A 23,930-nucleotide genomic window follows, 5' to 3' on the forward strand; every position below is an offset into this window, starting at 1 on the left:
ACGCGATCCGGTCTTTACGCCGTGACGCGCCGTCGCGATAACGCGCCCGGCGCCGGGGTAGGATCGGCGACCTGATCCCACGGAGTCTACAGGATGCGCACATGGTTGCTCGGGCTTGCACTTGCTTCGGTCGGAACCGCCGCGATGGCCGCTGATCAGGTCACGCCCCCGGCCGCGCCCGCTGCACCAGCGCCTGCGCCGGCACCGGCACGGCCGGTCGAAGCCGCCAAGCCCGGCGACCTGACGATGGCGCGTGTGTTCGGCAATCCGGACCTGTCGGGATCGCAGCCTAAATCGGTCCGGCTGTCGCCCGACGGCACGCTGCTGACGAGCTTGCGCAACCGCGACGACGAGAAGGAGCGGTTCGATCTGTGGGCGGTCGACACCGCGACCGGGGCGGCGCGGATGCTGGTCGATTCGAAGAAGGTCGGCAGCGGTGCCGAGCTGACCGAGGCCGAGAAGATGCAGCGCGAGCGCGCGCGGATCGGCGGCCAGAAGGGCATCGTCGCGTATGATTGGGCGCCCGACGGCAAGTCGATCCTCGTGCCGCTCGACGGCGACCTGTATCTCGCCGGGCTCGACGGCAAGGTCACACGGCTGACCGACACGCCCGGCGGCGAACTCAACCCGGTGGTCAGCCCCAAGGGCGGGTTCGTGTCGTTCGTCCGCGACCAGAACGTCGTCGTCCAGCCGCTGAGTGGTGGCGCCGCGCGCGCCGTCACGACCGGCGGTGGTGGTACGGTGCATTTCGGCGAGGCGGAGTTCGTCGCGCAGGAGGAAATGCACCGCGACACCGGATACTGGTGGTCGCCCGACGAGCAGCATATCGCGGTCGAGCGGTTCGACGAGGCACCGGTCCATGTCGCGACGCGCGCATCGATCGGCGCGACCGGGACCAAGGTGTACGAGCAGCGTTACCCGGCAGCGGGCACGCCCAACGTGCTGGTCGACCTCTACATCATGAAGCCCGACGGTTCGGGCCAGGTGAAGGTCGACCTCGGCCCCAACCGCGACATCTATCTCGCGCGCGTCGACTGGACGCCCGATGGCCGGATGCTGCTGGTGCAGCGCCAGAGCCGCGACCAGAAGCTGATGGAGATGCTGCGGGTCGATCCGGCGACGGGCAAGTCGACGATCCTGTTCACCGAGAAATCGGGGGTGAAGAGCTGGCTCAACCTGTCCGATGCGTACCGCGTGCTGAAGGACGGCAGCCTGATCTGGCGCTCGGAGCGGAGCGGCTACGGTCATCTCTACCGGTTCGCGTCGGGTAAGTGGACGCAGCTGACCAAGGGCGACTGGGTCGTCACCGATCTGGTCGGCGTGGACGAAGCGAAGGGTCGTCTGTTCTTCCTCGGCAACAAGGACGACGTGCTCGAACAGCAGCTGTATTCGGTCGATGTCGCCAAGCCGAATGCGATCACCCGGCTGACCGAAGCGGGCTGGTGGAACAGCGCGACGATGGATGCGGCCGCGAGCCGCCTGATCATCTCACGCTCGAACCCGAAACAGCCGACGCAGGTGTATCTGGCCGACGCGACCGGCAAGCGGCTGTCGTGGATCAACGAGAATGCGGTGGTCGAGGGGCATCCCTATTATCCCTATCTGGCGAGCCACCAGGAGACCAAGTTCGGGACGCTGAAAGCCAAGAACGGCATGACGCTCTACTGGGAGATGATCACGCCGCCGCTCGAGCCCGGCAAGAAATACCCGGTGTTCTTCGAGCATTACGGCGGACCCGGCACCGGCCAGGTCGTCACGCGCGGCTGGCAGGGCGCGTTGCCGCAATATCTCGTCGATCGCGGCTACATCTACTTCAAGATCGACAATCGCGGTTCGTACAACCGCGGCCGGGCGTTCGAGAACCAGATCTATCACGCGATGGGGACGGTCGAGGTCGAGGATCAGCTGACCGGCGCGAATTACCTGAAGTCGCTGCCGTTCGTCGAGCCGAACAAGATCGCTACCTATGGCTGGTCGTATGGCGGCTATATGTCGCTGAAGATGCTGGAGAAGACGCCGGGCGTGTATGCCGCCGCTGTGTCGGGCGCGCCGGTCACCGACTGGCAGCTGTACGACACGCATTATACCGAGCGCTATCTCGGCGACCCGGCGACCGACCCTGCGAGCTATGCGACGTCGGCGGCGGTCGAGGAGGCGAACAAGATTGTCGATCCGTTGCTGCTGATCCACGGCATGGCGGACGACAACGTGTTCCTCGACAATTCGACCAAGGTGGCCGCGCGGATGCAGGCGACCGCGACGCCGTTCGAGATGATGTTCTACCCCGGCTACACGCACCGCGTGGCGGGGCCGGGGATCAGCGAGCATGTCTGGGGGACGATCCTCAACTTCCTCGACCGGACGGTGAAAGACAAGCCGGTGCCCGAGGCTGTGGCAACGCCGGCGAAGTAACCGCTGTGCGGTTCATCGAGACGTTTCACCTGTGGCCGTTCCTCGACACGCTGGTGAGTTATATCGCCGCGTTCGTATTCGGGACGCTGATCGGCGCCGAGCGGCAATATCGCCAGCGGACCGCGGGGTTGCGGACGAATACGCTGGTCGCGCTCGGGTCGGCGGCGTTCGTCGATCTTGGCCAGCGGCTGGGCGGCGACGTCGAGTCGATCCGGATCATTGCGTACGTCGTGTCGGGGATCGGCTTCCTCGGCGCGGGCGTGATCATGAAGGAGGGGATGAACGTCCGCGGGCTCAACACCGCGGCGACGCTCTGGTGCTCGGCGGCGGTCGGATCGTGCGCGGGCAGCGACATGATCGCGGAGGCGGGCTTGCTCACCTTCGTCGTGCTGCTCGCGAACACCGCGCTGCGGCCGCTGGTCGACGGGATCAACCGGATCCCGACCGAGGGGCGGACGATCGAGGCTACGTATAGCGTGATGGTGACGGTGGCGGCGGGGGATGCGGGACCGATCGGCGATCTGGTGGTCGAGCATCTGGAGGCTGCGCAGTTGCAGGTGGCGGAGCTGGCCGTGACCGAGCGCGGCGAGGACCGGGTCGAGATCGCCGCGACGCTGGTGGCGACGAACGTGCCGTCGGAGGAACTGGATGCGATCACGGATCACCTGGCGAAGGTGCACGGGATCGAGCATGCGACGTGGCAGGCCAGGACGCACGATTGACGGGTGCAGGACGCTAGACGATACCTGAGTTGACGTTGCCAACGTCTGAAGTCACCCACCCCCGGGACGTTCAGGCCTAGTGAGAGTGCAGCAATGAACGACGCCGCAAACGTAATTGCCGTGGACCACACGGGTTTCGCTGTATCGTCTTTGGACGAAGCCGTTCGGTTTTGGACGGGAGCGCTCGGTTTCACACTTGAGCGACAATCGGAGATGGGGGGCGACTTCCTGCATCAGGTGACAGGTGTCGATGATCCGAGTGTGAAAACGGCGATCGTCAGGGCACCAGACGGCTACGTTGTCGAACTGTTGCAATATTCCAGAGGGCACCAGAACGGGGCGGTGCCTTCCGGCGCGGGATCGATCGGAGCGGCCCACCTGGCGCTGACCGTAAAGGATATTCATGCCGCTATTGCCCGCGTCGAGGCAGCAGGATGGAAGGCCAAGGGTAGCCCTTTGCCGATCGCGGGTGGTCCACGGAAGGGTACGTTGGTGGCATACGTTTCAGGCCCCGATCATATCACGATAGAGCTTATGCAGCAGCCGGCCCGTTAATACGCCTGCGGAAGTTTCCCCGCTTCACCATCCTTTTGGGGAAAGGCGGCAACTGCCCAATGTCGGCTATCGCCACCCGCCCTCCCAAACTCCGCCTATCCGCGCAACAAGTCGAAAGCCGTTGGACCTCGCCGCGCAACGTCGGTACTGCGCGGCCAAGTCCAATCGGAGTGACAACATGGGTTATCGGGTGGTGGTCGCGGGCGCGACCGGCAATGTCGGGCGCGAGATGCTCAATATTCTGGCGGAGCGCGAGTTTCCGGCGGACGAGATCGCCTGCGTCGCGTCGTCGCGCAGCCAGGGGCTGATGGTCGACTATGGCGACACCGGCAAGCAGATCAAATGCCAGAACATCGAGCATTTCGACTGGAACGGCTGGGACATGGCGCTGTTCGCGATCGGCTCCGAGGGCACCGCGGTCTATGCGCCGATCGCCGCCGCCGCCGGCTGCGTCGTGATCGACAATTCGTCGCTCTACCGGATGGACCCCGACGTGCCGCTGATCGTGCCCGAGGTGAACCCCGAGGCGATCGACGGCTACAAGGTCCGCAACATCATCGCCAACCCGAACTGCTCGACCGCGCAGATGGTCGTCGCGCTGAAGCCGCTGCACGACGCCGCGAAGATTCTCCGCGTGGTCGTGTCGACCTACCAGTCGGTGTCGGGCGCGGGCAAGGCGGGGATGGACGAGCTGTTCGAGCAGAGCCGCAACATCTTCGTCGGTGATCCGGCCGAGCCCAAGCTGTTCACCAAGCAGATCGCCTTCAACGTGATCCCGCACATCGACAGCTTCCTCGACGACGGCTCGACCAAGGAAGAGTGGAAGATGGTCGTCGAGACCAAGAAGATCCTCGACAGGAAGATCAAGGTCACCGCGACCTGCGTCCGCGTGCCGGTGTTCGTCGGCCATTCGGAAGCGATCAACATCGAGTTCGAGAACGAGATCTCGGCCGAGGAAGCGCAGAACATCCTCCGAGAGGCGCCCGGCATCATGCTGGTCGATAAGCGCGAGGACGGCGGGTACATCACCCCGATCGAATGCGTCGGCGACTTCGCGACGTATGTCAGCCGCGTGCGCGAGGATCCGACCGTCGAGAACGGGCTGAACCTGTGGTGCGTCAGCGACAACCTGCGGAAAGGTGCGGCGCTGAATGCGGTGCAGATCGCCGAGTTGCTCGGGCGTCGGCATCTGCAGAAGGCGTGAACGCGCGGGGCGGCGACGCTGTGTCGCCGCCCTTCGATCTGGCGACGACAGGCAATGCAGGATGAGTTTGTGAGCAGCACCCCGAGCGAGACGCAGTATTTCGAAAGCTTCGACGGCACGCGGCTGGCGTGGCACGAGGTCGGCCCGACCACGGATGGTACGCGCGCGGTGGTGCTGATCCACGGCTATTTCTCCGACGCGAAGACCAACTGGATCCGCTATGGCCACGCCGCCAAGATCGCCGCGAAGGGCTTTCGCGTGATTATGCCCGACCTGCGGGCGCACGGTGAGAGCGACAAGCCGCATGGGCTGGAGGCGTATCCGGCCGACGCGCTGACGCGGGACGGGCATGCGCTGATCGCGCATCTCGGGCTGACCAACTATGATCTGGGGGGCTATTCGCTGGGCGCGCGGACGACGTCGCGGATGCTGGCGACGGGCGCGACGCCGCGGCGGGTGATCTTCTCCGGGATGGGGCTGGAGGGGCTGACGCAGACGTCGCGCCGTGCCGGGCATTTCCGGAACATCCTGACGAGGCTCGGGCAGCATGTGCAGGGCACGCCGGAGTGGCTGGCGGAGGCGTTCCTGAAGACCACCGGCGGCGATCCGGTAGCGTTGCTCGGCATACTCGAGACGTTCGTGGATACGCCGTTGGAAACGGTGAAGGCGATCCAGCAGCCGACGTTGGTCGTCTGCGGCGGTGAGGATCAGGACAACGGGTCTGCGCCGGACCTTGCGGCGGTTTTGCCACATGGGGAATACGTCGAGACGCCCGGTGGGCATATGAGTGCGGTCGTGAAGCCCGAGCTTGGTCAGGCGATCGCGGAATTTCTCGCGCGGTAGGCACGCGAGGCTTTGTCCATCATCCTGACGGACGTCGCTTTTCAAAGAGTACGGATTGCTCACTAGCTCTGGTTCCCCCGCGAAGGCGGGGGCCCACGGTTACAAACGCTTCCGTGGTTTCAGCTGGGGCCCCGCCTCCGCGGGGGAACGGTTGGCAGCGGCACTCTCTCGTTTTTACCACCCCGGCGAAGGCCGGGTCCAGTTGGGAAACGTCGCTAACGGAGCGATGAGCTTAGTTACTCAAGACGTTCCACCTGGGCCCCGGCTTTCGCCGGGGTGGTGTCTCCATCTGGGGAATGCAGTGGGATGCCTACTCCGGAACCGTCCCCGGATCGGCGATGCCGGCATCGAACGACTTCGATGAGTCCGCGCCGTCAGCCTGGTGCGCGTGCTTGCCCTTCGGTTTAGGCGCTGGCTGAGCTTTGGGCGTGCTGCCTCGCAAGGTGAGCAACGCGCCAACCGCCGCTCCCGCGACCGCGACGCCGCTGAAGATCGCAGCCGCCCCCCATTTGCCACGGGTTTTTTCCGGTGGCTTGGCGACCGGGACCGGCGGCGCGGTGTTGCGCGCGGGGACGGGGCGCGACGTGCTGCGCTTGGTCGAGCGCGGCTTTGGCGTCGGCTTGGCTGCGGGCTTTGGCGGCGCGGCAGTCACGGGCTTGTCGGCAACCGGTTTTGTCGCCGGCACCGGCTTGGACGCGACCGGCTTGGCCGACGACGTCGCAGCCGGAGCCGCCTTCGGCGCGCTGGTCTTGCGCGGCGCGCGGCGGCGGGTGACGGGCTTCTTTGCTTCCGTATCGGGCGTGTCGGTGTCGGCCACGGTTATCTCCCCTCAGCAATGATTCCGGATGCGTAACCCATTCTCGCGCGATCCGCTCCGATTTTTAGCGGCCCACGTTATCGGAAGGGCGGCTCGTCGAACGCGCGGAGCTTGCGGCTGTGGAGCTTCGGACCCTCCAGGCGGAGCTGTTCGCAGGTCTCGATCCCGATCCGCAGATGCTCGCTGATCGCACGCTCGTAAAAGCGATTGGCCTGGCCCGGCAGCTTCAGTTCGCCGTGGAGCGGCTTGTCCGAGACGCAGAGCAACGTCCCGTAGGGAACGCGGAAGCGATACCCTTGCGCTGCGATCGTCGCGGATTCCATGTCGATGCCAACCGCGCGGCTAAGCGAGAAGCGCAGCGCGGACTTCGAATACCGCAGCTCCCAGTTGCGGTCGTCGGTGGTGACGATCGTGCCGGTGCGCAGGCGGCGCTTGAGTTCCTCGCCAGACTGACCCGAGACGATCTCGGCGGCCTTGGCCATCGCGAGCTGGACTTCGGCGATCGCGGGGATCGGAATTTCGGGGGGCAGGACGTCGTCGAGGACGTGGTCGTCGCGCAGATAGGCGTGCGCCAGGACATAGTCGCCGATCCGCTGGCTCGGCCGCAGCCCGCCGCAATGACCGATCATCAGCCACGCTTCCGGGCGTAACACCGCGAGATGGTCGCAGATCGTCTTCGCGTTCGACGGCCCGACGCCGATGTTGACGAGCGTGATGCCGGTGCGGTCGTCCGCCATCAGGTGATAGGCGGGCATCTGGTGACGGCGCCACGCGCTGTCGGAGATGATCTTGTCGATGTCGTCGCCCGACGAGATCGTGATCCCGCCCGCGCCCGACAGGCTGGTGAAGCGCGAGCCTTCACCAAGCTGCGTGCCGGCCCAGCGGACGAACTCGTCGACGTAGCGGTGATAGTTGGTGAACAGCACGAAGCGCTGCGCGTGCTCGGCGGGCGTACCCATGTAGTGGCGCAGGCGGGCGAGGCTGAAATCGGTGCGCAGGCCGTCGAACAGCGCGAGCGGGCGCGTCTCGTCATGCGCGATCCAGAGGCCGTCGGCAATCTCGTCACCGATATGCGCGAGTTCGGTCGCGGGGAAGTGGCGCGACAATTCGGTCGCGGAGACCTCGTCGAGGCTCAGCGCGTGGCCGGGCTCGATCACATAGGGGAACGGGATTTCCTGGCGGCCTTCGACCGCTTCGACGGTGACGTCGTAATCCTCGATCAGCAGCGTCAGCTGTTCGGTCAGGTATTCGGCGAAGATCGCGGGCTTGGTGACGCTGATGCGGTATTCGCCTGCGTTGACGAGCCGACCGAACGAGCGGAGCGGGGTGGGCCGGTCGACACCACCCTTATAGGTGAGGCGGATCTCGGGATAGGCGAACGAGCCGTCCGTGCGGCTGGCCGGATCTGGCGTCGTGCCGTCGGCGATATAGGCGCTCATCGCGGCTTGGAGGCGCTCGACGGAGGCGCGGTAGAGGCGGTCGAGGTCGGCGACGAGGTCGGATGCGATTGTCATCGGGCAGTGTTAGGTGGCGGACGTTACGGTGGCAAGACTTCGAAATCCTCCCCGGCACGGGGAGGGTGACCGTTCGCGAAGCGAAGGGTGGAGGGGGCGTGCCGCACACGGTATTTTCGCGGAGAGCCCCCTCCGTCAGCCCTGGCGGGCTGCCACCTCCCCGTGCCGGGGAGGAATGATCAGATCTCGCTGAGGAGATGTTCGGCCGAGCTTACCTTGAACTCGCCGGGTGCCTCGACGTTCAGCTGCTCCACGACGCCGTCGTTCACCAGCATCGAATACCGCTGGCTGCGCGTGCCCATGCCGAAGCCCGAGCCGTCCATCGTCAGGCCGATCGCCTTGGCGAAATCGGCATTGCCGTCCGCCAGCAGCGTGATGTCGCCGGCGCCCGCCGACTTGCCCCATGCGCCCATCACGAACGCGTCGTTGACCGACACGCAGGCGATCTCGTCGACGCCTTTGGCCTTCAGCTCGGCTTCCTTCTCGACGAAACCGGGCAAATGCTTGGCCGAGCAGGTCGGCGTGAATGCGCCAGGAACCGCGAACAGCGCAACCTTGCGGCCCTTGAAGAAGCTGTCGGTATCGACCTGATCGGGGCCATCCGCGGTGGCCTTGACGAGAGTGGTGGTGGGAAGGCGGTCGCCGACGCTGATCGTCATCTGAAATCTCCTGTGCCGCGCGGTCGTCGCGCGCGGTGCGTACCTTGGACGCCGGACGGTGGATTTCAAGCGTGGCGACGGGGTACGTGCAACGCTATGTTCCTGGTCATGGACAAAACGCGCTTTCTTTCGGGACAATTCCTGCTCGCGATGCCGGGCATGAGCGACCCACGCTTCGCCCGCGCGGTGATCGCGATGTGCAGCCATGACGAGAACGGCGCGATCGGGATCGGGATCGGTGCGACGATCGATGGTTTGGGCTTCCACGATCTGCTCGAACAGTTCGGGATCGAGCCGGGCGACGCCCCTAACGCGCCGGTGCATTTCGGCGGCCCGGTCGAGCCGCGGCGCGGGTTCGTGGTGCATTCGTCCGACTGGGGCGGGCAGGACTCGGTCGATGTCGCCGGGCGGTGGAAGCTGTCGAGCACCGTCGACGTGCTGCGTGCGATCGCCGACGGGAAGGGCCCGTCGGAGTGGGTGGTGGCGCTCGGCTATGCCGGTTGGGATGGCGGACAGCTCGAGGGCGAGCTGTCGCGGCCGGGGTGGTTCAACGTGGCCGGGGATGCCGAACTGCTGTTCGAGACCGCGGCGGAGGATCGCTGGACGCTGGCGTTCGCGCAGGCTGGCGTGGATCCGCGGTTGCTCGTCGCGGAGACGGGGCGGGCTTAGCCGTTCTCCTGCGAACGCAGGAGCCCAGGATCACATAGGATACCGTTCGTAACCCTGGGCTCCTGCGTTCGCAGGAGAACGTAAGCAGCTTACATAGTGTGCATCCCCAACCATCATATAAAGATATCTTTATATTTGATTTGGGGCCTCCACTCTCCTATGATGCAGTATCCGGCACGGGCATGAGGCTCGCCGATCACGATATTCTCAGGAGACTCCTCGTGGCCACCACGCTTGCGCCTACGAAGACCGACGCCAAGGCCGACTACGTCGTCGCCGACATCAGCCTCGCCGATTTCGGCCGCGCCGAGATCAACATCGCCGAGACCGAAATGCCCGGCCTGATGTCGCTGCGCACCGAATTCGGCGCGTCGCAGCCGCTCAAGGGCGCGCGGATTACCGGTTCGCTGCACATGACGATCCAGACCGCGGTGCTCATCGAGACGCTGACCGCGCTCGGCGCCGACGTCCGCTGGGCGACCTGCAACATCTTCTCGACGCAGGATCACGCCGCCGCCGCGATCGCCGCGACCGGCGTGCCGGTGTTCGCGATCAAGGGCGAGACGCTTGCCGATTACTGGAACTATGTCGGCGACATCTTCCAGTGGGATCGCGACGTCGAGGGCCAGACTGCCAACATCATTCTCGATGACGGCGGCGACGCGACGATGTTCGCACTCTGGGGCGCCAAGCTCGAAGCCGGCCACACGATGCCCGAGCCCGAGAACGAGGAAGAGGTCGAGATGCAGCGTGCGCTCAAGGCGTACGTCGCGAAGAACCCCGGCTACCTGACCGAGACCGTCAAGAACCTGAAGGGCGTCTCGGAAGAGACTACGACGGGTGTTCATCGCTTGTACGAGATCGCCAAGAAGGGCGAGCTGCCGTTCCCCGCGATCAACGTCAACGACTCGGTCACCAAGTCGAAGTTCGACAACCTCTACGGCTGCAAGGAATCGCTGGTCGACGCGATCCGTCGCGCGACCGACGTCATGCTCGCCGGCAAGGTCGCCTGCGTCGCCGGTTTCGGTGATGTCGGCAAGGGCTCGGCCCAGTCGCTCCGCAACGGCGGCGCGCGCGTGATGGTCACCGAAGTCGATCCGATCTGCGCACTGCAGGCGGCGATGGAGGGCTTCGAGGTCGTGACGATGGAAGAGGCCGTGACCCGCGCCGACATCTTCTGCACCGCGACCGGCAACGCCGACGTCATCACCGCCGATCACATGAAGGCGATGAAGCCGATGTCGATCGTCTGCAACATCGGTCACTTCGACTCGGAGATCCAGATCGCCGCGCTGTCGAACTACGACTGGACCGAAGTGAAGCCCGGCACCGACCTGGTGAAGTTCCCGGACGGCAAGCAGATCATCATCCTGGCGAAGGGTCGCCTGGTGAACCTGGGTTGCGCCACCGGCCACCCGTCGTTCGTGATGTCGGCCTCGTTCACCAACCAGACGCTCGCGCAGATCGAGCTCTGGACCAAGGGTGAGAACTACAAGAACGAAGTGTACGTCCTGCCGAAGCACCTCGACGAGAAGGTCGCGATGCTTCACCTCGAGAAGCTCGGCGTGAAGCTGTCGAAGCTTTCGGACAAGCAGGCCGGCTACATCGGCGTGCCGGTCGAAGGCCCGTTCAAGCCGGACCATTACCGCTACTGAGATGCCGATACCGATCCTTACGGGATGGGACATCGAAGGGCTCGGTCGAAAGACCGGGCCCTTTTGCGTGGTGGCGGCTTCCCCGGCGGGGGCGAAGTGTCCTAGATGGGCGACGATGACGCTCGCTCGCCGCTCCGCTCGCCTATCATGATCACGCTGGGTCTCGGCACGGCGCTGGCCGCAGGCGCGATCCTTTCGCTGCTCGTCGTGGCGGGAGGCATCCTGTTGTTCCTCGGCCAGCGCGCGCGCGGCGATGCCGTGGCGGCGATCGAGGCCAATGCGCATCTTCAGACGCTGCTCGATGGATCGCCCGCGATCGTCACCGTGATCCGCTCCGGCGGGCGGATCGAAATGACGCAGCGGATGGCGGACTGGCTCGGGTTGGATGTGGCTCCGCGCTCGATCGCCGAACTTGCCACGGGCGGGACGGGGCTGTCGCCCGACGACGCAGCGCGGTTGATCGCGGATATCACTGCGGCGCAGCGCGCGGGGCGGCCGTTCGTGCGGTCGGTGCGGCTGGTCGGCTCGACCCGGGCGATCACGTTTCGCGGTGGCCGTGCGCCCGGCGAGATGGGCGCGGCGGGGGCGGTTTTGCTGTGGGCCTTCGATGCGACCGACAGCGAGGCGGAGATCGCCCGACTCAGCGCCGAAACCACGCGGCTGGGATCGGCGTACGACTCGCTGACCGGGCTGATCGAGGCGGCGCCGATGCCGATGTGGTACCGCGCCAACGATCTGCGTCTGACGATGGTCAACACCGCCTATGTCGATGCGGTCGAGGGGCGCGATGCCGCCGACGTGGTGGCGCGCGGGCTGGAACTCGTCGAGGGATCGGGCCGCGGCGGGCCGTTGGCCGGCGCTGCGGTCGCGCGCGAACAAGGCCGGCCGCATCAACAGGTATTGCCGGCGACGATCGACGGCGCCAGACGCTCGTTGCAGATCTACGACGTGCCCCTGCCGAGCGGCGGCGTGGCCGGGTTCGCGATCGATATCGAGGAATTGGAGCAGGCGCGGTCCGGCGCAAAACGCTTCGCCGAGGCGCAGCGCGCGATGCTCGACCGGTTGTCGGCGGGCGTGGCGCAGTTCGGCGGGGACAGATCGCTCGTATTCTGCAACCAGCCGTTTCGGCGGATGTTCGCGATGCGGAGCGAATGGCTCGCCGATCGCCCCGAATTCGACCGCGTGCTCGAGCGGATGCGCGAGGCCAACCGCCTGCCCGAGGTCCGCGATTTCCCGAGCTGGAAGGCGGAACGGCGCGACTGGTTCCTGCAGACCGGCGGATCGCAGAGCGGCCCGGTCGGTGGTGGCGCGATCGAGGAGAACTGGCATTTGCGCGGCGGCACGCATCTGCGCGTCGTCGCGCAGCCGCTCCCCGATGGCGGGCTGTTGCTGATCTTCGAGGATCGCACCGAGCAGGTCCAGCTCGCGAGCGCGCGCGACACGCTGTTGCGGGTGAGGACCGCGACCTTCGACAATCTGTTCGAGGCGCTCGGCGTGTTCGCGGCCGATGGCCGGTTGCAGGTCTGGAACAACCGGTTCCGGCTGTTGTGGGGGCTCGAGGAGGAGTTTCTCGCCGCGCATCCACGCGTCGACGCGTTCGCGGAGGCGGTGGGCGGCAAGCTCGCGACGCCGAGTCGTTCGGCGCTGATCCCCGATCTGGTCCGCTCGGCGACGGTCGAGCGGCAACAGCGCGGCGGGCGCGTGGCGTTCGCCGACGGGCGCCATTTCGAGTTCGCCGGCGTGCCGCTGCCCGATGGCAACGCGCTGTTCACGATGCTCGACATCACCGACAGCCGCCGCGCCGAGCAGGCGTTGCGCGACCGTGCCGACGCGCTGGAGGCCGCCGACAAGGTGAAGACCGCGTTCGTCGCCAATATGAGCTACGAGCTGCGCACGCCGTTGACGTCGATCAGCGGATTCGCGGAGATGCTGCATGGCGGCTATGCGGGCGAGATGACGCCGCAAGCCGTCGGGTATGTCGGCGCGATCCTCGAGTCGGTCGAGCGGCTCGGGCTGCTGGTCGACGACGTGCTCGACCTGACGCGCGCCGAGAGCGACCGCGACGAGACCGACCGCAGCGACGTCGATCTCGCCAACACCGTGCGCGCCGCGGCCGAGACGATCCTGCCGTCGGCGAAACGGCGCAAACTCGACTTCGCGGTCGAGGTCGCGCGGTCGACGGGGCGCGTCAACGGCAATCCGAAGCGGCTGAAGGAGGTCGTCGAGCATCTGCTGCGCCATGCGGTCGCGGCGACGCCGGATGGTGGGCGGGTTCTTTTGCATACCGACGGCAATGCGACGTCGGCGCGGATCGTGGTGTCGGACGACGGCGTCGGGATGGACGCGGAAGCGGTCGCGCATGCGTTCGACCGGTTTGCGGAGTCGAAGCCGATGGGGGATCGCGCGTTGGGACTCGGGTTGCCATTGGCCAAGCAGTTCGTCGAGGCGCATGGCGGGACGATCGAACTGGTGTCCGAACCCGGCGCTGGCACGCTGATCACCGTAGAATTGCCGCGGCGATGAGCGTTTTGAATCTGCTCCCTCTCCCCTCCGGGGAGAGGGTTGGGGTGAGGGGCAGCCAAGCAGCGCGTCGCCCGGAACAGCCCCTCACCCAACCCTCTCCCCGGAGGGGATAGGGCTAATGCACATGATCCTTCTACCCGACCCGCAAGCTACCGAAGCGTTCGGGGCTATGCTTGCCGACCTGATCCGACCCGGCGACGTGATCACGCTTGTGGGCACGCTGGGCGCGGGCAAGACCAGCGTCGCCCGCGGTCTCCTCGCCGCACTTGGCCTAGCCGGCGAAGCGCCATCGCCCAGCTTCGCGATCGTCCAGCCCTACGAGCCGCCCGAAGTGCGCTTCCCCGTGCTCCACGTCGACCTCTACCGCATCGACGACCCCACCGAGATCGAGGAACTCGCGCTCGACGACGCGCGCTATGATTCGTTGTTGCTGGTCGAGTGGCCAGAGCGCGCGGGCCCCGATCACTGGCCGGATGCGCTTCGCTTGACCCTGACGATCGAGCCGGATGGCACGCGCAGCTTGACAGTGGGAGTCCCGGAAGCTTGGAGGTCGCGATGGCCGACATGACCCCGCCGCCCGGCGCCGCCGCTTTTCTCGACGCTCATGGCTGGGGTGGGGCGCAGATCCTCCCGGTCGCCGGCGACGCGTCGTTCCGGCGCTATTTCCGCGCGATTGACGGTGCCGAAAAGGGGGGGCGTCAGGCGATCCTGATGGACGCGCCGCCGCCGCACGAGGACCCGCGCCCGTTCATCGCCATTGCCGAATGGCTGGTTGCGCACGACTTCGCGGCACCGGCGATCCTCGCGTGCGATCTCGACCAGGGACTCGTGCTGATCGAGGATTTCGGGGACGATCGGTTGCGCGAAGCGATCGACGCGGCGCCGGACGAGGAGCTTTCGCTCTATGCGCCAGCGATCGACCTGCTGGTGCGGTTGCGTGCCGAGCCGGCTGGGCCGGTCCCCCCCTATGATCGCGCGGTGCTGAAGCGCGAGGCGGGGCTATTCGTCGAATGGTATTGCCCCGCGGTTGGGATCGAGCCTGATCTCGCAGGATGGGACGCGGCTTGGGAGGCGGTGTTCGATCATGGCATCGCCGAGACTCCAGTGACGGTACTGCGCGATTATCATGCCGAAAACCTGATGCTCGTCGGGCCGGCGCGATCGCTCGGGCTGCTCGATTTTCAGGACGCTTTGGCGGGGCATCCGGCCTATGATCTGGTGTCGCTGTTGCAGGATGCGCGGCGGACGGTCGATCCGGTGGTCGAGGCCGCGATGCTGGCGCGATATCGTGCGGTGGCGGATGCGGGAGAAGAGTTCATGAACGCGTATCACGTGCTCGGCGCGCAGCGGAATGCGAAGATCCTCGGCATCTTCACGCGGCTGTGGAAGCGCGACGGCAAGCCGCATTATGCGACGATGTGCCCGCGTGTGTGGACGTACCTGGAGCGCGATCTGGCACAGCCGGTGATGGCGCCGGTCGCGTCGTGGTTCGCGGCGAACGTGCCGCCCGCGCTACGCGGCGATCCGCTGGCCTTGAGCGCGTGAGCCGCCAGCAGACGATCCGGCCTGTCCCGCGCGGGATCGTGCCCGAGACGGCGATGGTGATGGCGGCAGGACTAGGCAAGCGGATGCGCCCGCTGACCGCGACACGGCCCAAGCCGCTGGTCAAGGTCGCCGGCAAGCCGTTGATCGATCACGTGTTCGAACGGTTGCAGGCGGCCGGGATCAAGCGTGCGGTCGTCAACGTGCATTACCTCGCGGACACGCTGGAGGCGCACGTCACCGACCGGTTCGACGGGATCGACGTGGTGATCTCCGACGAGCGGAAAATGCTGATGGAGACGGGCGGCGGGCTCGTCCAGGCGCGGCATCTGCTCGGCGACGCGCCGGTGCTGGTCGTCAACAGCGACAACCTGTGGATCGACGGCCCGGTCGACGCGATCAGGCTGCTGGCGTCGCGCTGGGACGACGCGAAGATGGACGCGCTGTTGCTGATGGTGCCGCTCGCGCGCGCGAACAATCACGGCGGCATGGGCGATTTCTATCTCGGCAGCGACGGGCGGATCGCTGGCCGCCGCAAGCCCGGCCGCGTCGCGCCGTTCGCCTATACCGGAATCCAGATCCTGCACCCGCGGTTGATCGCCGACTGGCCGGAGGGGCCGTTCTCGACCAACATCTTCTGGGACCGCGCGATCGCTGCCGGGCGCGCCTACGGCCAGGTCCACCAGGGCCTGTGGTTCGATGTCGGCACGCCGGCCGCTATCCCGAAGACCGAGGCGATCCTCGCGGATGGCTGATCTCGACGGGACGGCTCGCCCGACGCTGTACACGATCCCCGCGCACCGGGCGTTTGCGGATGCGCTGGTTGCCGGGTTGACCCGGCGGGCGGGGCGCGACCCGCTGGCGCTCGCCCGCGCGCTGGTCGTTTTGCCGAACAACCGCGCGGTGAAGGCGGTGACCGAGGCGTTCGTTCGTGCGAGCGGCGGTGGTCTCGTCTTACCACGTCTGGTCGCGTTGGGAGATCCGGAGATGGGCGAAGCGGTCGGCGCCGCGCTCGATCCCGCGGACGACATCGATCCGCCGCTGCCCGCGGTACCGCCCTATCAGCGGCGCATGATCCTCGCGCGGCTGGTATCGGAAGAGCGCGCCCGTGAAGGTCATCCGGTCGATGCCGCCGAAGCGGTGCGCCTCGCAGGCGAACTCGCGCGGACGCTCGATCAGTTGCTGGTCGAGGAAGTGCCGCCGACAAGGTTGCGCGATATCGAGCTCGGTCCCGAACTGACCGAGCATTGGCGGCGTGCGCTGGCGACGTTCGAGATCGTCCTGCAACGCTGGCCGGGCGAACTCGCGCGGCTGGAGCGGATCGATGCGGCGACGCGGCGTTCGGCGTTGCTCGACCGGCTTGCCCAGCGCTGGCGAAGTGCACCGCCTGCCGGGATCGTCTGTGCGGCGGGCGTGACCAATTCCGCGCCCGCGGTCGCGCGCCTGCTCCGCTGCATCGCCGACATGCCGCAGGGCATGGTGGTGTTCGCAGGGCTCGACCTGGCCCTGCCGGACGAGGAATGGGACGCACTCGGCCCGCATGATCCGAACCCGGTCACCGGTCTCACGCGGCGCTCGATCGAGACGCATCCGCAGTTCGATGCCAAGCTGATGCTCCTTCGCATGGGGGTTGCTCGCGGCGAGGTGCAGACATGGCGCGAAGGTGGCGGGCATGACGCCGACCCCGCGCGCGGCCGGGCGATCGCCAACGCGCTGGCACCCGCGGATTTCACCGGCAAATGGACGCAGATCGCGGCGGAGGATCGCCGCCTGAAGGGCGTAACCGCCGCCGAACTCGCAACCCCGGCGGAGGAGGCACAAGCGATCGCTCTCGTCCTCCGCGAGGCGTTGGAAGTGCCCGAAAGGACCGCCGCTCTCGTCACGCCGGATCGCGCTCTGGCGCGGAGGGTAGCGGCGCATCTCGGGCGCTGGGGCATCGGGATCGATGACAGCGCAGGGCGGCCTCTGTCGATCCTGCCGCCGGGGACGTTGCTACTCGCGCTGGCCGAGGCGGCGGCACAGCGCTTCTCGCCGCTCGCGCTGCTGGCGTTGCTGAAGCATCCGCTAGTGCGCGCGGGCGAGGATCGCCTGCTGTGGCTAGATGGCGCGCGTGCGCTCGACCGACGGTTGCGCGGGCCAAGGCCGGCGGCGGGGCTCGACGGAATCGCCGGACATCTGGAGGAGCGCAAAGGCACGGCGGCAACATGGTGGACCGATGTCCAGCCGCTCCTAACGCCGCTGGCGAATGCGTGCGATCAGAGGCCGCAGCCCTTGGCGTCGGTGCTCGCGTGCCTGCGCGAGACGGCGCAGACCTTGTGCGGCGACAATCTCTGGTCCGGCCTCGCTGGGCGTGCCGCGGCGGAGTTCCTCGCCGATCTGGAAGCCGAAGCACCGGCTGGACCGCCGCAGATAGATCCACGCGAGCTGCCACAACTGTTGCGGACGTTGCTAGACGAGGTCGCGGTGCGGCCGGCGCCAGGCGGCCACCCACGGCTCGCGATCTACGGCCTGATCGAAGCGCGGTTGCAGACGGCCGACGTCATGGTGCTCGGCGGGCTGAACGAGGGCGTGTGGCCGGGGCGGCCTGCGCCCGATCCTTGGCTGGCGCCGCGTATCCGGATGGAGCTCGGGCTGCCAGGGTTGGAGCGGCGTGTCGGCACGGCGGCGCATGATTTTGCGCAGGCGTTAGGCGCACCTCGCGCGGTCGTCACGCGGGCACGCAGGGATGCGAAGTCACCCGCTCTGGCCTCGCGTCTTTGGCTTCGGTTGCAGGCGCTTGCAGGAGATCGGTTCGAGCGGGCATCGGCACTGGAAGGCTGGACGCGTGCGCTAGACGATCCGGGCGAACATCTCCCCGCCGACCGTCCCGCGCCGTCGCCGCCAGCGCTGCTGCGTCCCAAGGTCATCTCCGTCACCGAAGTCGATCGCCTCAAGGCCGACCCCTACGCCTTCTACGCCCGGCGCGTCCTTGGGCTGATGCCGCTCGATCCCGTCGACGCCGATCCCAGTGCGGCGTGGCGCGGGACGGCGGTGCACGACATCCTCGAGCAATGGTGGAAGCAGGACAACTGCACCGTCGACACGCTGCGACAGCGCGCGAAGGCGATGCTCGACGACGAGCGGACGCATCCGATGATGCGCGCGCTCTGGCAACCGCGGTTGCTCGAAGCGATCGACTGGATTGCGGGCGCCATAGTCGCGCAGGGCGAGGACGGCCGGACAGTCGCGAGCGCGGAGGGCAAGGGCAAGATCGAGATCGCCGGCGTCACGCTATCGGGCCGCTATGACCGGATCGACAAGCTCCCCGACGGGCGCCTCGCGGTGATCGACTACAAGACCGGCAAGCCGCCATCGCCGACCGCCGTGCGCGCCGGCTACAGCCTGCAACTCGGCCTGCTCGGCCTGATCGCCGAGCGCGGCGGGTTCGAAGACGTCCGCGGCACCGCGGGCGCGTTCGAATATTGGTCGCTCGGCAAGAAGCGCGACGCGTTCGGCTATATCGAGAGCCCGGTCGATCCCGAGGGCAAGCGCGACAAGATCCCGACCGCCGAATTCACGTCGATCGCCGCGCACAACTTCACCGAAGTCGTCGGCGAATGGCTGACCGGCAGCGCCGCGTTCACCGCGAAACTCGTCCCCGAATACGCCCCCTATGCCGAGTACGACCAGCTGATGCGACGCGACGAATGGTATGGCCGTGAGCGGTGACGCGCTCGCCACGCTGCCCCGGCTGAGGGGCGCGCAGGCCGATGCAAGCAACCCGGCCTCGCACGTCTGGCTGTCCGCGTCGGCGGGCACGGGCAAGACGCAGGTGCTGGCCGCCCGCGTGTTCCGGCTGCTGTTGCGCGGTGTCGATCCCGGCGCGATCCTGTGCCTGACCTTCACCAAGGCAGGCGCGGCCGAGATGGCGCAGCGGATCAACGGGCGGCTCGCGGCTTGGGTGCGGATGCCCGCGCCGGCGCTGGCGGCGGACCTGATCGCGCTCGGCGAGAGCCCAGTCCAGGCATTGCAGGATCGCGCCCGCACTCTGTTCGCCAAGGTCCTTGATGCACCCGGCGGCGGTCTGCGCATCCAGACGATCCACGGCTTCTGCCAGGGATTGTTGGCAGCGTTCCCGGTCGAGGCCGGGCTGACGCCGGGCTTTCGACCGTTGGAGGCACGCGAGGAAGCCGGACTGGCACGCGAAGCGCTGGCGTCGATGCTGTCCGACGCCGAGCGCGAGGGACGCGAGCGCCCGGTTGAGATCGTCGGGCGGCTGTCGCTGCGAATGGGCGAGGGCGGGGCGGAGGCGTTCCTGCTCGCCTGCGCCCGTACGCTGCCAGCGCTAGAGGCGTTGCCAGTCGGCATCCAGCCTTGGCTCCGCCGCGAACTTGGGCTTCCGTCCGGAGAGATCGACGAAGCAATCGCCGAATGGTGCGACGCGCTCGACCTCGACGCGATCGCGCGCATTGCCGCGGCGAACCGCGCGTGGGGGACCGCCACCGGCCAAGCCGCAGCGGCGACCGTGCAGCGCTGGCTCGACTCCGAGGATCGCGCGGCGACCCTGGACGAACTCGCCAGCGTCGTGCTCACCGGCACGGGCACGCAGCGTAAAGCCTCGAAGAAACTGATCGATGCCGAGCCCGACTACGAAGTTCTCGCACGCGATCTGGGCGAGGCGTGCACCGACGTGCTGTCGATGGTCCAGCGCGCGACCTATTGCGACCTGCTCGCCGACGGGCTGGAGGTCGGGCGCGATTACGCTCGCGGCTATGCGCTGGCCAAGCGCCGCGCAGGAGCGGTCGATTTCGACGACCTGATCGCGACGACGGTGGCGCTGCTCGACCAGCCCGGGATCGGCGAGTGGGTCCGCTACAAGCTGGACCAGGCGACCGAACACCTGCTTATCGACGAGGCGCAGGACACCAACGGGCATCAGTGGCGGATCGTGCGCGCGCTGGCGGACGAGTTCTTCGTCGGCCGCGGCATCTATGCGCCGTCGACGCGTACCCTGTTCACGGTCGGCGACTACAAGCAGGCGATTTTCGGGTTCCAGGGGACCGATCCGCTCAACTTCCAGGCGGCCGAGCAGTATTTCGGCGGGCGTGCGAGCGAGGCCGAGGGCGACGATGACTGGCCCGAGGAGGAGCGCGGGCTCCCCTTGGCACGACTGTCGCTCCGCCACTCGTTCCGGTCAACCCGGACCGTGCTGGAGTTCGTCGATGCGGCGATCGACGCGATCGGCGAGCCGGGGCTCGGGATTGCGGGCGAAGTCGAGCAGCACGCCAGCGAGGTCGCCGGGCCGGGCACCGTGACCTTGTGGCCGCCGGTGTCGGCGGGCGGCAGCGAGGACGATGAAGAAGGCTGGGTCGACGACGCGGTGCGCAAACTCGCGAGCGATATCGCCCGCGCGGTGAAGGGCTGGCTCGCGCCCGACACCGGGCTGATGCTGGAGAGCAAGGGGCGGCGGTTGCGGCCCGAGGACGTCATGATCCTGGTCAAGCGCCGCGGCGATCTCGCCTCGCTGATCGTCGCGCGGCTCTATGCCGAGGGCGTGCCGGTGGCGGGCGTCGATCGCCTGCGGTTGAACGCGCCGCTCGCGGTGCAGGATCTGCTCGCAACGATCCGCTTCGTGCTGCAGCCAGAGGACGACCTGTCCGTCGCAGCACTGCTCGTGTCGCCGCTGATCGGCTGGACGCAGGACGAATTGATGGCGGCGGCCCCGCGCGAGGCCGGCCCATTGTGGCGGCACCTGCAACGCACGCAACCGGCGACGCGGCTCGCGCCCTTGCTGGCAATGCTCGCACGCGCGGACATCGCCACGCCGTACCAGTTCCTGGAGGAATTGTTGTCGGGCCCGCTCGACGGTCGCCGCAAACTGATCCGGCGGCTCGGGACCGAGGCGCGCGATCCGATCGAGGAGCTGCTCAACGCCGCGCTGACGTTCGAGAGTACGACGACGCCGTCGTTGCAGCGCTTCCTCGACTGGTTCGATCGCGGCGATGTGGAGATCGTCCGCGATCCGTCGGCGCCGCTCGATGCGGTCCGGGTGATGACCGCGCACGGCGCGAAGGGGCTGCAGGCGCCGCTGGTGGTTCTGGCGGATGCGACGGCGGACCCGTCGGCGGCCCCGCGCTCGATCCTGAAATGGGCGCCTGAGCCCGGCGCGGCGCCGATCCCGGTGTTCCGGCCGCGGTCGAGCGAGCGTGGCGGGCCGCTGGATGCGGTCGTGTCCGCGGCCGAGCAGCGCGAACTGGAGGAGCATTGGCGGCTGTTCTACGTCGCCGCGACGCGCGCCGAAGAGCGGCTGGTGATCGCCGGTGCACTTGGGCCGCGCGCGAAGGGCGTGCCGCCGGAGAACAGCTGGTACGCGGCATCCGATCGTGCATTGACGGCGCTTGAGGTGCCGGTCGGCGAGGGGGCGCGGACGTTCGCCGGGGTCGAGCCTCAGCCTGCGGTGATCGCCAAGGCTTCGGCTTCGGTAGAGATCGCGGCTAACGCGCAGCTGCCGGCTTGGGCGCATAAACCCGCACCGCAAGAAGCGCGTCCGCCGCGCCCGCTGTCACCGTCTGCGCTGGGCGACGACGCGGTGTCCGATCCACCGCCGACGCCCGCGATGCGCGTCGCAGCGGAGCGGGGGCGGCTGATTCATGCGCTGTTCGAGCGTCTGCCGGCGGTTGCTGCTGCCGACCGCGCGGTGAAGGCCGATAGCTGGCTGGCGAAGGCGGGGGGCGTCGATGATCCCGCTGAACGGTCCGAGATCGTACGCAGTGTCATTGCCGTGCTAGACGACCCACGCTTTGTCGAGCTTTTCAGTGCGGATACGTTGGCCGAAGCGCCGATCGCCGCGACCCTCGCGAACGGCATGGTCGTGTCGGGCACGGTCGATCGCCTGTTGATCGAGCCCGACCGCATCCGCGTCGTCGACTTCAAGACCGGTCGACGCGCACCGCGCGGCCTCGACGACGTGCCGGAATACCATCTGAAGCAGATGGCGGCCTATGCCGAAGCCTTGGGCGTGATCTTCCCCGGCCGGTCGGTCGAGGCCGCCTTGCTGTACACGGCCGGTCCGCGCCTGATCGTGCTGGACGACGCGACGCTGGCCGCGAACAAGCCGCACTATCGGCCCACGGAGCAAAGCTAGCGCCCCGGTGGTTGAGCGCACACGCGAGCGACCTTAGATACGACTCAACCAAGGAGAATTCACGATGGCGACCAAGCAGATCACCGATGCCAGCTTCGATGCGGACGTACTGAACGCCGACGGCCCCGTGCTCGTCGATTTCTGGGCGGAATGGTGCGGCCCGTGCAAGATGATCGGGCCGTCGCTCGAGGAGATTTCGGAAGAGCTCGGCGAGAAGGTGACGATCGCCAAGCTCAACATCGACGAGAACCCCGACGCGCCTGGCAAGTACGGCGTCCGCGGGATCCCGACGATGATCCTGTTCAAGGGCGGCGCACCCGCGGCGACAAAGGTCGGCGCGGAGCCCAAGGGCCGGCTGAAGGCTTGGCTCGAAGGCGAACTGGCCTAAGCTAAACTCCCGCCGTCATCCCAGCGAAAGCTGGGGTGACGGCATTAGCGGTATCAACTCCGATAGTCGGCGTTGATCGAGATGTAACCGTGCGTGAGGTCGCAGGTCCAAACGGTGGCCCGGCCTTCGCCCAGCGCCAGATCGACGCCGATCTCGATCTCGTGGCCCTTGAGGTGCGCAGCGACCGGCGCTTCGTCGTAGCCGCTCAGCGCCAAGCCACCCTCGGCGACCTGCGTATTCCCGAACCGGATCGACAGCGTGTCGCGATCGGCTGGTTCGCCAGCCTTGCCGACGGCCATGACCACGCGGCCCCAGTTTGCGTCCTCGCCTGCGATGGCGGTCTTTACCAGCGGCGAGTTGGCGATGCTCATAGCGATGCGGTGTGCACTGCGGTCGCTGTCCGCGCCAGTCACCTGGATCTCGATCAGCTTTTGCGCGCCTTCGCCGTCACGAACGACGAGCATCGCCAATTGATGGCACAGGTCCGCCAACGCTGCGCGAAATGCATCCGCCCCGACGCTGTCATCCTCCGCCAGCGGGACGTTACCAGCCTTCCCGGTCGCGAATGCCAGAACCGTGTCGCTGGTCGAGGTATCGCTGTCGACGGTAATGCACGAGAAGCTCGGTGCGTTGGCCTTCGACAACGCGGCTTGCAGGAACTCCGGCTCGACTGCTGCGTCGGTGAAGATGAAGCCGAGCATCGTCGCCATGTCCGGCGCGATCATTCCCGAGCCCTTGATGATCCCCACCAGCGACACAGTGCGATCGCCGATCACCGCGGTAGTCACCGCGCCCTTGGTGAAGGTGTCGGTCGTCATGATCGTCGCGGCGGCATCCTCCCAGCCGCAGGGTTCCGCGGCGAACGCGGCGTCCAATCCGGCCTCGGCCTTGTCGATCGGCAACGGCACGCCGATCACGCCCGTCGAGGACACGAACACGTCCGAAGGCTGGCACCCAAGATGTGCCGCCGTTCGCGCCGCGATCGCCTCGACCGCGGCTCGCCCACGCGAACCGGTGAAGGCGTTAGAATTCCCCGCATTTACCACCAGCGCGCGCGCCTGACCGAGCGTCAGCGCTGCACGGCACCACTCCACCTCGGGCGAAGGGCATTTGCTGGTCGTCAGCACACCCGCAACCACCGTCCCCGGATTGAGCGTCACGAACGTCAGATCGCATCGGTCCCACGTCTTGTACTGCGCGCGTGCGACATGCAGCGCGACTCCGTCGATCGAAGGGGCGTCGGGGAAGGGCAAGGCGAGGGGCGAGGTCTGCATGACGCCTTCATAGTCCCTGCGAACCGGCCG

Annotated in this window: 18 protein-coding genes; 14 read left to right on the forward strand and 4 right to left on the reverse strand. The window is 67.2% G+C overall.

Annotation, left to right across the window (positions count from 1 at the left end):
• Nucleotides 1-144: 144 nt before the first annotated feature.
• The 5 genes from ASG20_RS03675 to ASG20_RS03695 all read left to right on the forward strand — a co-directional run bounded on the left by ASG20_RS03675 (nucleotide 145) and on the right by ASG20_RS03695 (nucleotide 5,736).
• On the forward strand, nucleotides 145-2,412 hold the full coding sequence (locus ASG20_RS03675) for a S9 family peptidase (RefSeq protein WP_443025892.1): 2,268 nt from the start codon (nucleotides 145-147) through the stop codon (nucleotides 2,410-2,412).
• A gap of 5 nt (nucleotides 2,413-2,417) precedes the next feature.
• Nucleotides 2,418-3,134, forward strand: a complete 717-nt coding sequence (locus ASG20_RS03680; protein WP_056048637.1) for an MgtC/SapB family protein — start codon at nucleotides 2,418-2,420, stop codon at nucleotides 3,132-3,134.
• A 93-nt stretch (nucleotides 3,135-3,227) separates the two neighbouring features.
• Nucleotides 3,228-3,689 carry a VOC family protein gene (locus ASG20_RS03685; protein ID WP_156364003.1) on the forward strand — a complete coding sequence of 154 codons (462 nt, stop codon included), beginning with the start codon at nucleotides 3,228-3,230 and terminating at the stop codon, nucleotides 3,687-3,689.
• A 178-nt stretch (nucleotides 3,690-3,867) separates the two neighbouring features.
• The gene (locus tag ASG20_RS03690) at nucleotides 3,868-4,893 is read left to right on the forward strand and encodes an aspartate-semialdehyde dehydrogenase (protein WP_056048643.1); all 1,026 of its coding nucleotides are present in this window, start codon (nucleotides 3,868-3,870) and stop codon (nucleotides 4,891-4,893) included.
• Nucleotides 4,894-4,962: 69 nt separating this feature from the next.
• Entirely contained in the window at nucleotides 4,963-5,736 is a 774-nt protein-coding gene (locus ASG20_RS03695) for an alpha/beta fold hydrolase (RefSeq protein ID WP_056050385.1), read from the forward strand.
• A gap of 310 nt (nucleotides 5,737-6,046) precedes the next feature.
• Here the strand turns inward: ASG20_RS03695 and ASG20_RS03700 are convergent, their stop codons facing one another.
• From ASG20_RS03700 to ASG20_RS03710, 3 genes are all read right to left on the reverse strand, one after another.
• Nucleotides 6,047-6,553, reverse strand: a complete 507-nt coding sequence (locus ASG20_RS03700; protein ID WP_231420410.1) for a hypothetical protein — start codon at nucleotides 6,551-6,553, stop codon at nucleotides 6,047-6,049.
• A gap of 77 nt (nucleotides 6,554-6,630) precedes the next feature.
• On the reverse strand, nucleotides 6,631-8,067 hold the full coding sequence (locus ASG20_RS03705; protein WP_056048645.1) for an AMP nucleosidase: 1,437 nt from the start codon (nucleotides 8,065-8,067) through the stop codon (nucleotides 6,631-6,633).
• 179 nt (nucleotides 8,068-8,246) lie between these two features.
• Nucleotides 8,247-8,726 (reverse strand): peroxiredoxin, encoded by a 480-nt coding sequence (locus tag ASG20_RS03710; protein ID WP_056048648.1) that lies wholly within the window; start codon nucleotides 8,724-8,726, stop codon nucleotides 8,247-8,249.
• A gap of 108 nt (nucleotides 8,727-8,834) precedes the next feature.
• On the opposite strand from ASG20_RS03710, the gene ASG20_RS03715 reads away from it, so the two are divergent.
• From ASG20_RS03715 to trxA, 9 genes are all read left to right on the forward strand, one after another.
• Nucleotides 8,835-9,395, forward strand: a complete 561-nt coding sequence (locus ASG20_RS03715) for a YqgE/AlgH family protein (protein ID WP_056050390.1) — start codon at nucleotides 8,835-8,837, stop codon at nucleotides 9,393-9,395.
• A 221-nt stretch (nucleotides 9,396-9,616) separates the two neighbouring features.
• Entirely contained in the window at nucleotides 9,617-11,050 is a 1,434-nt protein-coding gene (gene ahcY, locus ASG20_RS03720) for an adenosylhomocysteinase (protein ID WP_056048652.1), read from the forward strand.
• A 147-nt stretch (nucleotides 11,051-11,197) separates the two neighbouring features.
• On the forward strand, nucleotides 11,198-13,573 hold the full coding sequence (locus ASG20_RS03725; RefSeq protein WP_056050392.1) for a PAS domain-containing sensor histidine kinase: 2,376 nt from the start codon (nucleotides 11,198-11,200) through the stop codon (nucleotides 13,571-13,573).
• A gap of 124 nt (nucleotides 13,574-13,697) precedes the next feature.
• Nucleotides 13,698-14,141 (forward strand): tRNA (adenosine(37)-N6)-threonylcarbamoyltransferase complex ATPase subunit type 1 TsaE, encoded by a 444-nt coding sequence (gene tsaE, locus ASG20_RS03730; protein WP_231420310.1) that lies wholly within the window; start codon nucleotides 13,698-13,700, stop codon nucleotides 14,139-14,141.
• A complete protein-coding gene (locus tag ASG20_RS03735) occupies nucleotides 14,138-15,118 on the forward strand; it encodes an aminoglycoside phosphotransferase family protein (protein WP_201780707.1) in 981 nt (326 codons plus the stop codon). Before tsaE ends, ASG20_RS03735 begins: the two co-directional genes overlap by 4 nt.
• 53 nt (nucleotides 15,119-15,171) lie before the next feature.
• A complete protein-coding gene (locus ASG20_RS03740; protein WP_082470812.1) occupies nucleotides 15,172-15,870 on the forward strand; it encodes a nucleotidyltransferase family protein in 699 nt (232 codons plus the stop codon).
• The gene (addB, locus tag ASG20_RS03745; RefSeq protein WP_056050394.1) at nucleotides 15,863-18,823 is read left to right on the forward strand and encodes a double-strand break repair protein AddB; all 2,961 of its coding nucleotides are present in this window, start codon (nucleotides 15,863-15,865) and stop codon (nucleotides 18,821-18,823) included. Before ASG20_RS03740 ends, addB begins: the two co-directional genes overlap by 8 nt.
• Nucleotides 18,807-22,238, forward strand: coding sequence for a double-strand break repair helicase AddA (gene addA, locus ASG20_RS03750; RefSeq protein WP_056048664.1), 3,432 nt, complete (start codon nucleotides 18,807-18,809; stop codon nucleotides 22,236-22,238). The genes addB and addA overlap by 17 nt, the downstream gene beginning before the upstream one ends.
• 64 nt (nucleotides 22,239-22,302) lie before the next feature.
• Nucleotides 22,303-22,626 (forward strand): thioredoxin TrxA, encoded by a 324-nt coding sequence (gene trxA, locus ASG20_RS03755; RefSeq protein ID WP_055877560.1) that lies wholly within the window; start codon nucleotides 22,303-22,305, stop codon nucleotides 22,624-22,626.
• A 53-nt stretch (nucleotides 22,627-22,679) separates the two neighbouring features.
• Here the strand turns inward: trxA and argJ are convergent, their stop codons facing one another.
• Nucleotides 22,680-23,900, reverse strand: a complete 1,221-nt coding sequence (gene argJ, locus ASG20_RS03760; protein WP_056048667.1) for a bifunctional glutamate N-acetyltransferase/amino-acid acetyltransferase ArgJ — start codon at nucleotides 23,898-23,900, stop codon at nucleotides 22,680-22,682.
• Nucleotides 23,901-23,930 lie beyond the last annotated feature (30 nt).

Source organism: Sphingomonas sp. Leaf198, from assembly GCF_001424005.1.
In the GTDB taxonomy this organism is placed as follows: Bacteria; Pseudomonadota; Alphaproteobacteria; order Sphingomonadales; family Sphingomonadaceae; genus Sphingomonas.

What these genes read in the sequence shown, in the direction of transcription:
- ASG20_RS03675 (WP_443025892.1), top strand. Translation starts at nt 145, where the DNA reads ATGGCCGCTGATCAGGTCACGCCCCCGGCCGCGCCCGCTGCACCAGCG.
- ASG20_RS03685 (WP_156364003.1), top strand. Translation starts at nt 3,228, where the DNA reads ATGAACGACGCCGCAAACGTAATTGCCGTGGACCACACGGGTTTCGCT.
- ASG20_RS03690 (WP_056048643.1), top strand. Translation starts at nt 3,868, where the DNA reads ATGGGTTATCGGGTGGTGGTCGCGGGCGCGACCGGCAATGTCGGGCGC.
- ASG20_RS03705 (WP_056048645.1), bottom strand. Translation starts at nt 8,067, where the DNA reads ATGACAATCGCATCCGACCTCGTCGCCGACCTCGACCGCCTCTACCGC.
- ASG20_RS03710 (WP_056048648.1), bottom strand. Translation starts at nt 8,726, where the DNA reads ATGACGATCAGCGTCGGCGACCGCCTTCCCACCACCACTCTCGTCAAG.
- ASG20_RS03715 (WP_056050390.1), top strand. Translation starts at nt 8,835, where the DNA reads ATGGACAAAACGCGCTTTCTTTCGGGACAATTCCTGCTCGCGATGCCG.
- ASG20_RS03725 (WP_056050392.1), top strand. Translation starts at nt 11,198, where the DNA reads ATGATCACGCTGGGTCTCGGCACGGCGCTGGCCGCAGGCGCGATCCTT.
- tsaE (WP_231420310.1), top strand. Translation starts at nt 13,698, where the DNA reads ATGATCCTTCTACCCGACCCGCAAGCTACCGAAGCGTTCGGGGCTATG.
- ASG20_RS03735 (WP_201780707.1), top strand. Translation starts at nt 14,138, where the DNA reads ATGACCCCGCCGCCCGGCGCCGCCGCTTTTCTCGACGCTCATGGCTGG.
- ASG20_RS03740 (WP_082470812.1), top strand. Translation starts at nt 15,172, where the DNA reads ATGGTGATGGCGGCAGGACTAGGCAAGCGGATGCGCCCGCTGACCGCG.
- addB (WP_056050394.1), top strand. Translation starts at nt 15,863, where the DNA reads ATGGCTGATCTCGACGGGACGGCTCGCCCGACGCTGTACACGATCCCC.
- addA (WP_056048664.1), top strand. Translation starts at nt 18,807, where the DNA reads ATGGCCGTGAGCGGTGACGCGCTCGCCACGCTGCCCCGGCTGAGGGGC.
- trxA (WP_055877560.1), top strand. Translation starts at nt 22,303, where the DNA reads ATGGCGACCAAGCAGATCACCGATGCCAGCTTCGATGCGGACGTACTG.
- argJ (WP_056048667.1), bottom strand. Translation starts at nt 23,900, where the DNA reads ATGCAGACCTCGCCCCTCGCCTTGCCCTTCCCCGACGCCCCTTCGATC.